Source organism: Anabaena sphaerica FACHB-251, from assembly GCF_014696825.1.
GTDB lineage: Bacteria > Cyanobacteriota > Cyanobacteriia > Cyanobacteriales > Nostocaceae > RDYJ01.
In genome coordinates this window covers 1-12,558 of the sequence record NZ_JACJQU010000003.1, presented here as the reverse complement: position 1 = coordinate 12,558, position 12,558 = coordinate 1, and the positions used below count along the sequence as shown (strand labels likewise).

At 38.5% G+C, this 12,558-nt stretch carries 7 protein-coding genes; 1 reads left to right on the top strand and 6 read right to left on the bottom strand.

The window, feature by feature from the left end; genetic code table 11:
- Positions 1-6: 6 nt before the first annotated feature.
- The 6 genes from H6G06_RS07295 to H6G06_RS07270 form a co-directional block, all read right to left on the bottom strand.
- Positions 7-1,065, bottom strand: a complete 1,059-nt coding sequence (locus tag H6G06_RS07295) for a hypothetical protein (protein ID WP_190558586.1) — start codon at positions 1,063-1,065, stop codon at positions 7-9.
- Positions 1,066-1,379: 314 nt separating this feature from the next.
- Positions 1,380-2,477 (bottom strand): SUMF1/EgtB/PvdO family nonheme iron enzyme, encoded by a 1,098-nt coding sequence (locus tag H6G06_RS07290; protein WP_190558584.1) that lies wholly within the window; start codon positions 2,475-2,477, stop codon positions 1,380-1,382.
- A gap of 363 nt (positions 2,478-2,840) precedes the next feature.
- Positions 2,841-3,962: an SUMF1/EgtB/PvdO family nonheme iron enzyme gene (locus tag H6G06_RS07285; RefSeq protein ID WP_190558575.1), complete on the bottom strand. Its 1,122-nt coding sequence runs from the start codon at positions 3,960-3,962 to the stop codon at positions 2,841-2,843.
- Between the two features lie 571 nt (positions 3,963-4,533).
- On the bottom strand, positions 4,534-5,667 hold the full coding sequence (locus tag H6G06_RS07280; RefSeq protein ID WP_190558573.1) for an SUMF1/EgtB/PvdO family nonheme iron enzyme: 1,134 nt from the start codon (positions 5,665-5,667) through the stop codon (positions 4,534-4,536).
- Between the two features lie 339 nt (positions 5,668-6,006).
- Entirely contained in the window at positions 6,007-9,126 is a 3,120-nt protein-coding gene (locus H6G06_RS07275) for an efflux RND transporter permease subunit (RefSeq protein ID WP_190559130.1), read from the bottom strand.
- A gap of 97 nt (positions 9,127-9,223) precedes the next feature.
- Positions 9,224-10,537, bottom strand: a complete 1,314-nt coding sequence (locus H6G06_RS07270) for an efflux RND transporter periplasmic adaptor subunit (protein ID WP_190558571.1) — start codon at positions 10,535-10,537, stop codon at positions 9,224-9,226.
- Between the two features lie 439 nt (positions 10,538-10,976).
- Here H6G06_RS07270 and H6G06_RS07265 point away from each other — a divergent pair, with 439 nt between their 5' ends.
- On the top strand, positions 10,977-12,473 hold the full coding sequence (locus H6G06_RS07265) for a site-2 protease family protein (protein WP_190559128.1): 1,497 nt from the start codon (positions 10,977-10,979) through the stop codon (positions 12,471-12,473).
- Positions 12,474-12,558 lie beyond the last annotated feature (85 nt).

Here is a 12,558-nt window from a genome sequence, read left to right as displayed (position 1 = left end):
ACTGTATTAATCAAAATCACAATTATCATCCTCTAATTGATCATAATATTCTGATATTTCTGAGGAATATTCATGACCATACATAACTTCCCATAAAACTTCCCATAAGGGACTATAAAGTTTTTCGCTTATTAATTGAAAAATATTCAATGCAGCGTCTATCATGCCTACTGCTTGCTCTGAAGAGACAGTCATAATATCATATCTAGACTTAGCATTGTTATGGAAAAAAGAATATTTTTGTATTTCTGATTCTATGTTTTCAGGAAAAGGAAGAGCTTGCCTGTAATTGCTATCTTGAACTATATATAATAAATCATGTCCGTATGGTTTGTAACTTAATTTTCTCACTAATTTTTGAATTTCTTCACCCAGCATTAAATTTTCTGAAATAACACAAGCTTTTAATAGCTTCTCAATGGCTTGTGAAAGGGGGAAAATTATGAATTGATAGTTACTGCTGCTGGTATTTTTTAAGGTAAGAATAGCAAGATTCAAATCCTCAATAGCAAGAGAAAGAAAATTTATTGTTTCAGCAGCCAAGCAAAAACTATTTTCTTGAAGTCCGATAAAATCATTTTCACTTTTTCTTCTTTCATCTCGCTGACAAATAACAGATTGTAGATTTTCTATAGCTGCCCATTGTATTTTTGCTCTTTTAAATTCTTCTCGTAAAAATTTATGTTCTTGTTCTGTTAAATCCTTTACTATAACCTCTGGTAAATTTGTATGATTATTAATATTATAATATTCACCTGTTATTTTATCCACACAAATGTAATAAATATCTCCTTGTAGAAGAAAAGGTTTTTCTTGGATAAAATTATTGACATTTATTTTAATCTTATAATTTTTTTCATACCAAATATCAATGCTCATTAACAATAACATAGTATTTGGATCTAAATTAAAAGGATCAATATTTATATTTATATTTAGAGCATGGCATATTTCCCTCTTGACAATATCAACTCTGTCAAAAACAGATATATTCTCACCTGACAATCTGCGATCTATATTAGCTACTACTTGAGCTATTTTAGCATCTATTTCATCTTGGTTCATTTTAAATTCATCCTCAGATATTACTTAAAAACAGCCTTATTTAGACAATTATAATCTAGCCATATCCCAGAATATAAATCAGAAACCTTCGTTAGTTAAAGTGCCTGATGACTAGTTATAAATCTGTATAGTTTAGATAGTATCATCTATAAACCATCAAATTACAATCCTGTAAATCCTCTAATCCTGGTTATCCTGATTCTGACAAAATAGAATAAGTTTAATTTTTTAATTAATATTGGTGCGTTACGTTGCGTATGTAATTCAACGTAAATTAAATAGTATTTTCGCTATCCTAACGCACCCTACATACTCTACAAATTTTCGGAACATAACACGACCCGGAAACCGCAGTTTCTGGTACGCTCATCACGCTCCCTATAACTGCGAGCAGCCGACCGACAGAGATTAGCACCGTAGTGATAGTAGCCACCACGAACTATCTTATCTTCCTCACCATTTAAAGGAGGTCTTACGTAAATATCCCAGTTATCTTCACACCATTCATCCACATTGCCATGCATATCGTACAAACCAAAAGCATTAGGGGGAAAAGAACCTACATCCGTTGTTGTGTCTCGATATTCACCTACTGGTGCAGCAGCGTAGGGAGCAAAACCATTGTAATTTACTAAATCTGGGGTAATCGTTTCACCAAAATAAAATGGTGTAGTTGTCCCGGCTCTACAAGCATATTCCCATTCTGCTTCCATTGGTAGTCTGTAGTTTTTTCCTGTGCTTTTACTTAACTTTTCACAAAAAGCCACTGCATCATACCAACTGACTTGTTCAACTGGGCGATTATTACTTCCAAACTTAAACCTAGAGGGGTTATCACCAGTAATAGCTTGATATTGTGCTTGTGTAACTGGATATTTTCCTATAAAAAAACCAGGAACAGTCACTTGATGCGGGGTACTTTCAAACTTATCTCTTCTTTCTTCATTTTCTGGTGAACCCATCATAAAAGTACCACCAGGAATTGCAGCCATTTTTAAAGTTACACCATTACCTAAATCTTCAGTAAAATATCTGGCTATATGTTGCTGACGCTGAATAAGGTTACCAAATTTGTTGACTATTACTAAATGTATTTTTTTTAGTTTTAACCATTGTGGTTTAAACTCTAGTAATATTTTTTTTACTCTTGCTTCTGTTCTAGATATTAATATTAAATAAGCCGCAATTTGCACATCCCAAGATTTATCCTTTAAACCTTCAATTACTAAATATAAACCCTGTTCTCCATAATTCAATGCTTGCTCAAGTGCAGCAATTCTCACCTTTGCATCTGGATTTTGCAACCGTAATTTTACCCCTTCAATTCCACCTAAAACGGCTGCACCTTCTAGTGATGGACTATTACCACCAAGCACAGCATCGTATTCTCGCGGTTGTTGTGGATTATTCATGATTCGTTAATGGTTGGTTTCATGTATGCTGTATATAAAATAGCATATTATTGTCAGAATCAGGACACCCTTCGGGAAGTCAAAAGTCAAAATTCAAAAGTCAAAATTTTACATTTGTCAGAATCAGGATGTCCAGGATGTGATTGTTTGATTATTGGTTAGTTGTTGATGATTAGTGTGGAGAAAAGTGAATATTTATGAAGTGAGATGGAAGAATAAATATATGAATCTCAACTATCAACCATCAAATTACAATCCTGTAAATCCTTTAATCCTGGATATCCTGATTCAGACAAAAATTTTTTCACTATGCGAGAGAGGTAAGAGAAGAGAAAATCAAGAGGGCAAAAACGTATAGTGCTACTAAGTCCTCGGCGCACCACTACACACAACCCGAAACCCAATATTGCGGTTGACCAGGTTACTGAAGTAGCGAAAAGCAGAACGGCAAGCTTCAGGAAGGATGTCCCACGAACCACCGCGCAGCACCTTTTGAGGAAAATAAGATTCATTATTTAACCATGCACTTCCATCTGTAGGCGCAATGTCATAGCCACTCCTCCAATAATCTTGACACCACTCCCATACATTCCCGTGCATATCATATAATCCAAAGTTATTGGCTACTCCAAAACTTCCTACTTCTGTTGTTTGTTTTCTGTAAATTCCTTTAACCGTATTACCATAGGTGTAGTAGCCAGCATAGTTAGCTAAATCCGTTGTAATCGTCTCTCCAAAGTGAAATGGTGTGCTAGTTCCCGCTCTACAAGCATATTCCCATTCGGCTTCACTTGGCAGTCTGTAGGTTTTGCTGATTTTTTGGCTTAACTTTTTACAGAAAGCTACTGCATTATCCCAACTAACGCATTCAACAGGGCGATTATCACCTTTGAAATGATAAGGGTTAGTTCCCATAATAGCTTCATATTGTGCCTGTGTTACTGGATATTTTCCCATAAAAAAACTAGGAACAGAAACCTGATGTTGAGGACTTTCATTATCCATTCTTCTATCTTCATTTTCTGGTGAACCCATCATAAAATTACCACCAGGAATTGCAGCCATTTCTAATATTACGCCATTACCCAAATCCTCTATAAAATATCTGGCTACTCGCGGCTGACGCTGAATAATTTTACCAAAATTATTGACTGTTAATACTTCAATTTTTTCTAGTTTTAACCCTTGAGTATTAAACTCTATTAAAGACTTTTTAACTTTTGTTTCGGTTCTATTCCTTAACAATAAATAAGCCGCATCTTGTATTTCTACAGATTCATCATTTAAACCTGCAATTACTAAATCTAAACCCTGTTTTCCATAATTCAAAGCTTGCTCAAGTGCAGCAATTCTCACCTTTGCATCTGGATTTTGCAACCGTAATTTTACCCCTTCAATACCACCTAAAACGGCTGCACCTTCTAGTGATGGACTATTACCACCAAGCACAGCATCGTATTCTCGCGGCTGTTGTGGATTATTCATGATTGGTTTCATGTATGCTGTATATAAAATAGCATATTATTGTCAGAATCAGGACACCCTTCGGGAAGTCAAAAGTCAAAAGTCAAAAGTCAAAATTTTACATTTGTCAGAATCAGGATGTCCAGGATGTGATTGTTTAATTATTGGTTAGGTGTTGATGATTAGTATGGAGAAAGGTTAATTTTTCTGAAATTTCTGTAACAATCAATACATTATTCACGTCTAGTAATTATCAAATAATCATCTTGTTAATCCTTTAATCCTGGTTATCCTGATTCAGACAAAAGGTTAATTTTTCTGAAATTACCGTAATAATCAATACATCATTCACGTCTAGTAATCATCAAATAATCATCCTGTAAATCCTTTAATCCTGGGTAAGTAAGTCGGCGGGAAAAAACCGAAGTATGTAACAAAAAGTAAATTCACCAAAACCCTCTTCCCCGTTCCCTGTTCCCTGTTCCCTGTTCCCTTGTCATAACGACAATTTTTAACGCCCACTTACTTATCCTGATTCAGACAAAAAATTATCGCCTATGGTGAAGGTAAAGAAGAGTAAGAGTACAAAGAGCTAGTAAGTCCTCATCGTGCTACTACAAACAACACGAAAACCGACATCCATACTCCTGAAATCGTGGTGGAGTTGGATACGGTAGGCAGAACGGCAGTTTTCAGGATTGTTGTTCCAGGAACCACCGCGCACCACCCTGATATCAATACGCCGTGCAATCTCAAGCCATGTTTTATCAACCCATGCGCTTCCATCTGTAGGCGCATTTTCATAGTCATTATGCCACCTATCTTGACACCATTCGCATAGATTGCCGTGCATATCATACAATCCAAAATTGTTAGCTATTCCAAAGCTGCCTACTACTGTTGTTTCATCTTTAACCCCATCGGGATTAGTCAAGCGAGGCCAATAGTTAGCTAAATCTATTGTCATCGTCTCTCCAAAGTGAAATGGTGTAGTGGTTCCCGCTCTACAAGCATATTCCCATTCGGCTTCACTTGGCAGTCTGTAGGGTTTTCCGATTTTTTGGCTCAACTTTTCACAGAATGCCACCGCATTAATCCAATCAACTTGTTCAACGGGACGATTATCACCTTTGAAACTGGAATCATTTTCTCCCATAATAACTTGATATTGTGCCTGTGTTATTGGATATTTTCCCATAAAAAAACTAGGAACTGTAACTTGATGTTGGGGACTTTCTGAATCACTTCTTCCCTCTTCATTTTCTGGTGAACCCATCATAAAACTACCACCCGGAATTGCAGCCATTTCCAATTTCACACCATCACCCAAATCTTCTATAAAATATCTAGCTACACGCGGCTGACGCTGAATAATTTCGCCAAATTTGTTGATTGTAACTACTTCTATTTGTTCTAGTTTTAAACCTTCGTGATTAGGCTTTTGTAATAGTTGCTTAATTCTTGATTCTGTTCTTTTATTTAATATTAAATAAGCCGCATTTTGAATATCCCCAGATTCATCTTTTAAACCTTCAATCACTAAATCTAAACCCTGTTCTCCATAATTCAATGCTTGCTCCAGTGCAGCAATTCTCACATTTAAATCTGGATTTTGTAACCGCAATTTTACCCCTTCAATTCCACCTAAAACCGCAGTATTTTCCATTGATGGACTATTACCACCAAGGACAGCATCGTATTCTCGCGGTTGTTGTGGATTATTCATGATTCGTTAATGGTTGGTTTCATGTATGCTGTATTAAAAACAGCATATTATTGTCTGATAGCGAAGCGTGGCGTTAGCCATATCAGGATGTCCAGGATTTAAGGATGTACAGGATGTGATTGTTTGATTATTGGTTAGTTATTGATGATTAGTATAGATAAAAGTGAATATTTATGAAGTGAGATGTAAGAATAAATATATGAATCTCATCTATAAATCATCAAATTACAATCCTGTAAATCCTATAATCCTGGTTATCCTGATTCAGACAAAAAAATTCTAACTTTTTGACATTTTACTTTTGACTTCCCAAAGGGTATCCTGATTCAGACAAAATCATCAATGAACAGGTCGCAAACCCTCACGAATTTTACCAATGATTATATACAGAATTGGCACAATAAACAAACTTAAAAAAGTCGCCACAAACATACCACCAAACACCGCAGTACCCAAAGATTGACGACTACCAGCACCAGCACCAGTAGCCACTGCTAAAGGAAAAATACCCAACAGAGTAGAAATAGCAGTCATCAAAATTGGACGTAAACGACCTTGTGCAGCTTCAACAGCAGCTTTAGTAATTGATAAACCTTGTTGTTCCCGTAACTGGTTAGCAAATTCTACAATCAAAATCGCGTTTTTACTTGCTAAACCAATTAACATCACCAACCCTACTTGGCAAAATACATCATTACTTAAACCCCGTAAAGATTGCGATGCTAAAGCCCCCATAATAGCCAAAGGAACAGAGAGCAAAATAATTAAAGGATCAACATAGTTTTCATACTGAGCAGCTAACACCAAAAACACGAAAATTAAACCCAACCCAAAAATTATTGGTGCTTGTCCACCAGACTCTTTTTCCTCAGCCACAATACCCGACCATTCATAACCCATGCTTGTGGGTATAATCTCCTTAGCTAGTTTCTCCATAGCTGCGGTTGCTTGTCCAGAACTAAAACCAGGAGCAGGAGAACCATTAATTTCAATAGAGCGAAATAAGTTGTAATGATTAATAGTTTGCGCTCCAGTAGTAGGAGTCAATTTCACCAAACTACTCAAAGGAATCATCTGGTCATTTTCCGAACGCACATACAAGGAATTGATATCATTGGGGTTAGCACGAAATTGAGAATCAGCTTGAATATATACCCGATAGTTGCGTGAGAGAAAATTAAAATCATTGACATATCTTGAACCTACATAAGTTTGCAGAGTTCTAAAAATATCGTCAATGGAAACCTGGAGAGATTTAGCTTTATTGCGGTCTACCTCAATTAGAATTTGCGGTGTATTCGCTTTAAAAGTGCTAAATACAGCTTGCAGTCCAGGAGTTTGATTACCCCGCATCATAAATTGACCGACAACTCCCAACATAGAATTTAAACTATTCGTTCCAGCTACATCTTGTAACTGAAACTGGAAACCACTAAAACTACCTAAACCGCTAATTGCCGGGGGGTTAACTGGAAAAACACTAGCTTCCGTAATGTTGAAAAATCTTTGTCTTAGCTGACCAATAATAGCCTGTACTGACTGATTAGGTTTTTTCCGTTCATCCCAAGATTTAAGGGTACTGAAAATTACACCGCCATTAGCACTATTACCGCTAAAACTAAAACCACCAATAGCAAAAGTTCCTGTAACTTCTGGTAATTTTAGGATTTCCGTTTCCACTTCACTCATGACCTTACTCGTGTATTGAAGTGAAGAACCTTCTGGAGCTTGAATAATGGTGATGAAATAACCTTGGTCTTCATCAGGAAGAAATGATGTTGGGACATTCAAATAAAGCCAACCCGTAAACCCAATTAAGGCTATAAAGACAACTAAAACAATGGCTTTGATTCTTGTCAACAAGATCAAAACTTGCTGATATCCCCGCCGCATGGCTTCTAAAAAACCATTGATCATCCCAAAAATGAAGCCAAAAATACCACCGGGAGGACGACTTTGACGTAACAACAATGCACACAGAGAAGGTGTGAGAGTCAAGGCTAAAAAAGTAGAAATCGTGATAGAAAAAGCAATTGTCAGAGCAAATTGTTTATAAATTTGACCAGTTGAACCAGGGAAAAAAGCCACAGGTACAAACACAGCCATTAATACCAAAGAAGTTGCAATTACCGCCCCTGTCAGTTCAGCCATAGCTACAGAAGCAGCTTTGTGGGGAGAGAGATTTTCTTCTTGAATTAAACGGGAGATATTTTCCACAACAATAATTGCGTCATCAACTACCATCCCTGTGGCTAGGGTTAAACCAAACATGGTTAAAGTATTGATGGAAAAATCAAAGGCTTTAACGAAAGCAAAAGTACCAATTAAAGATAGGGGAATAGTGATGACAGGAATTAAAGTAGTGCGCCAATCTTGTAAGAAGATAAAAATTACCAGAATAACCAGAGCGATGGCTTCTACAAGAGTTTTCACTACTTCTTTTAAAGAACCTTCCACAATGGTTGTCGTATCAAATGCAACGTCATATTTCATCCCTGGTGGAAAGCTTAGGGAAAGTCGTGCCATCTCCTTTTTAATAGCCCTGGCAACGTCCAAAACATTACTTCCCGGTGTGGGAAATATACCTATACCTACACCTTCTTTGCCCTTAAATCTCAGAAATGAGCTATAGTTTTGAGCGCCAAGTTCTGCTCTACCTACATCTTTCAATTTAATCAAACTACCATCAGCCGCCGTTTTAATGACTAAATTGTCAAATTCCTGCGGTTCTGTCAGCCTACTTACTGCCCTCAAGTCAATTTGATACATCTGACCATCTGGGGCTGGTTGTTGTCCAATTTGCCCCACACCTACCTGTAAATTTTGCTCATTGAGAGCATCAACTACATCATCAGTGGTTAAATTGCGACTAGCCAATTTATTGGGATCAAGCCAGAGACGCATCGCATAACGACGTTCACCAAAAACTCGCGCCTCACTCACACCTTTAAGACGTTTGAGAGCATCAGCAATATACAAATCAGCGTAATTACTTAAAAATACATTATCAAACTCTTTATTCTCACTATACAAACCCATCCCTAACAAAATATTATTAGACTGCTTGTTAACAGTTACTCCCGTTTGTTTTACTGCCTCTGGTAATTGTGGTTCTGCCAAAGAAACACGGTTTTGGACATCAACTGCGGCAATATCTTTATCACGTGAAGCATCAAATGTAACTGTAATGGTGCTAGTGCCATCATTACTACTGCTCGAAGTCATATATTTAATGCCTTCGACACCATTAATCTGACGTTCTAAAATAGAGGTGACAGTGCTTTCTACCACTTCTGCACTAGCACCAACATAGTTAGAAGTGACAATAATCTGAGTCGGACTAATCTCTGGATATTGTGCTGTGGGTAAAGTCGGAATACTAATTACTCCTACCAGCAAAATGATAATCGCGCAGACACTGGTAAATACAGGTCGCTTAATAAAGAAATCAACAAACATGAATTTGGGTAATTGGTAATTGGTAATTGGTAATTGGTAATTGGTAATTGGTAATTGGTAATTGGTAAATTTCTTTCTATCACCTGTCACCTGTCACCTAATTTTCAGGAATTATCGGTAAGCCATCTCGGAGATTTTGTACACCTGAGATGATTAGTTTTTCATCTGCTTTCAAACCTTCAATTACTTGGTAATCATTACCCTTGATATTGCCTAACTTCACTCGCTTTTGTTTGGCTATTAATTGAGAATTACCTTCAGGAGATGTTTCTGTTTGAGCTACAAATACAAAATTTTCTCCCGCAATGCGAGATACTGCTGTGGTGGGAATTAAGACTCCAGAACCCTGATCCCAAATCACTCTGGCGCGAATTAACTGATCTGCCCGCAGCTGACCGGCGGAGTTATCATACAGTGCCTTGACCAGTATTGATTGGGAATTATTAGTAATATTAGGAGAGACAAAAAATACTTTGGTAGTAGTTAAACTTTGACCTTGGGCGTTAATTAATTCTACTGGTAATCCCTGGCGCAATTGAGGTCCTCGTTCCAGTGGCACAGGGATATTGACCTCTAAAGGTCGATTTTGAGTAATAGTAGCTAGTGGAGTAGAATTACTAACGAAATCACCTACTTTTACAGGTATATTACCTACCGTACCGCTAAAGGGAGCAGTAATTTTGTAATACTGAAGTTGGACTTGTTGTTGTCTGATATTGGCATCAGCCTGCTCTAAAGATTTTTCAGCCTGGGATATAGTGGCTTTTTGGGCTTGAATCCGGGAATCTATAGCCCCAAGTTCTGCTTTAGCTGTAGCCAGCTTGTTAGCATATAAATCTTTAGTTTGGCGAGATACAGCCCCTTGATCAGTTAAATCAGAATAGCGTTTATACTCTTGTTGGTTCAACTGCACATTAGCTACTTTACCTAACCTTTCTGCTGCCAAAGATTTGAGCGTAGCACGAGCGTTTGCTAACTGTGCTTTTGATACTTGAGCAGCAGCAGATAAACTATTAACTGCGGCTTGTTGCTGTCTAGCGTCTATTTGTATAATTGCTGCACCAGCCGTAACTAGATCTCCTGACCTAACGAATATTTGGGTAACTTGACCTTGAACTCTGGGTTGGAGATTGACTGAACGCCTAGATTCTAGAGTGGCTATAAACTCTGTACTATCCTCAACTGTGCCTGTTTGCACTGCTGAGAGTTTGACTTTTACGGCTGGAAGTTGAGCATTAGCCGCTGCTGGTGGGTTGTTAGGAGTAAGTAAACGCCAAGTTATAGCTGTTCCACCTCCAATTATGAGTACTACAGCCAACAATAAACGAAGCCACCGTCGGGATGTCGGAGGTGGCTTAAATGAAGACTGGGGGATTTCTTCAAAATCAGTTTGCGGCTCAGGAGATGTCATAAGTTATACGGAAGTTAATAAACAAATAATGAGATCAGAATTCAAGGAATCAGATGTAAAAGCATGAGTGTGGCAGAGCTTTGCGATCGCCTCCGGTGGGCGGTTACGCCATCAAATTTTCTACCTCATGTACCTGCAATATTCTGTAAAACTTGATCCGAATTCAATCTATGGAATGTTAAAATTACGCACTTAGCATGATGCAACCACAAAAATTATTTGTCTGCTTCACCAAGTATACAGGAGCAAGAATTTTTGACAATCTACCGAAAGATTAAGCTTCACAAGCTAAATTTCTCGCTGATACAACATTTTCCTAGAACCACGTTATAGATGGCAATATTTGTCTATGGATTGGGCGAAGTTTTACAATACAGTTACTAATGTATCTATAAAACCGGACTTGTTCTGGCTTGATCTCAATAACAAAGGTTTAGCGATGTTAACTTCATCAGAAACTCCTATAATTGCGGCTGTTGTGCTGGTCGCTTTCGCCATTTTGGGTTGGGGCTTTTATCGCGCCAGACCTTTTGGTAAGCTGGGTATCTTAGCCTGGTTACAGTCTGTAGTATTAATGGCTCCCTGGCTGCTGTTCTTTGGCTTGTTTGCTGCTGGAATTTATATCAATATAGCAGGTATATTGTTATTGCTTGTGCTTTCAACTGGGATATACATCTTCTTAGGTAGACAGTTGCGCCAAGCTGGCCAAGATGCGATTCTCAAGCAACGGGCAACGGCAAGACTTGCTAACCAAGCTTCAGAAGCAGTAACTACCCCCGCAGATGCCAAGCAACTACCAGTGGTTGCAGAAGTGAAAGTGGAGGCCATAACAATACCGGAAGAAGATTTAAATACCATCAAAGGTATTTTCGGTATTGACACATTTTTTGCCACGGAAACTATCCCTTATCAAGAGGGAGCAATTTTCAAAGGTAATTTGCGGGGAGAACCGGAGGAAGTTCACAACCGTCTCACCAAAAGTTTGCAAAACCGTTTAGGTGATAAATATCGCCTGTTTTTAGTGGAAAACACAGACGGTAAACCGGTGATGATTGTTCTGCCTAGTCGCACTGACCCAAGACCTTTGCAGTTACCGCAAAAGGTCTTTGCGGTAATCCTACTAGTAGCAACTATCGCCACCAATTTAGAAGCAGCAGGTTTATTACTGAATTTTGATTTATTCTCCAACCCATCACGAGTTTATGAAGCTTTGCCTATCGGCTTGGGAATCTTGACAATTTTGATAGCTCACGAAATTGGTCATTGGTTATTGGCACAAAAGCATCAAGTCCGCCTGAGTTGGCCTTTTTTCCTACCAGCTGTGCAGATTGGCTCTTTTGGTGCAATTACCCGTTTTGAGTCTCTATTACCTAACCGCAAGGCGTTATTTGATATTGCTTTGGCAGGTCCAGCTTTTGGCGGTATCGTTTCTTTGATTATGCTGGTGACAGGGTTGCTAATTTCCCACCCAGGCAGTTTATTTCAATTGCCAAATAAGTTTTTTCAAGGTTCGATTTTAGTAGGCAGTTTGGCGCGAGTTGTGCTGGGTTCGTCTCTACAAGCGCCTTTGGTAAATGTCCATCCTCTAGTGATCATTGGTTGGCTAGGATTGGTGATCACAGCTTTAAACTTAATGCCCGCTGGACAATTAGACGGGGGGCGCATTGTCCAAGCAATTTATGGCCGCAAAACCGCAGGAAGGGCGACAATTGCGACTTTAATTTTGCTGGCGTTGGTGTCTTTGGGTAATACTCTAGCTATGTATTGGGCAATTGTGATTTTCTTTTTACAACGTGATGCAGAACGCCCCAGTTTGAATGAAGTCACAGAACCCGATGACGCAAGAGCCGCTTTGGGTCTTTTGGCTCTATTTTTGATGATTAGCACTCTTTTACCCCTTACCCCCGCTTTAGCTGGAAAGTTGGGAATAGGGTAAGGAGGTAGGGGAGCAGGGGAGCAGGGGAGCAGGGGAGCAGGGGAGCAGGGGAGCAGGGGAGCAGGGGAGCAGGGGAGCAGGGGAG

What these genes read in the sequence shown, in the direction of transcription:
- H6G06_RS07295 (WP_190558586.1), bottom strand. Translation starts at nt 1,065, where the DNA reads ATGAACCAAGATGAAATAGATGCTAAAATAGCTCAAGTAGTAGCTAAT.
- H6G06_RS07290 (WP_190558584.1), bottom strand. Translation starts at nt 2,477, where the DNA reads ATGAATAATCCACAACAACCGCGAGAATACGATGCTGTGCTTGGTGGT.
- H6G06_RS07285 (WP_190558575.1), bottom strand. Translation starts at nt 3,962, where the DNA reads ATGAATAATCCACAACAGCCGCGAGAATACGATGCTGTGCTTGGTGGT.
- H6G06_RS07280 (WP_190558573.1), bottom strand. Translation starts at nt 5,667, where the DNA reads ATGAATAATCCACAACAACCGCGAGAATACGATGCTGTCCTTGGTGGT.
- H6G06_RS07275 (WP_190559130.1), bottom strand. Translation starts at nt 9,126, where the DNA reads ATGTTTGTTGATTTCTTTATTAAGCGACCTGTATTTACCAGTGTCTGC.
- H6G06_RS07270 (WP_190558571.1), bottom strand. Translation starts at nt 10,537, where the DNA reads ATGACATCTCCTGAGCCGCAAACTGATTTTGAAGAAATCCCCCAGTCT.
- H6G06_RS07265 (WP_190559128.1), top strand. Translation starts at nt 10,977, where the DNA reads ATGTTAACTTCATCAGAAACTCCTATAATTGCGGCTGTTGTGCTGGTC.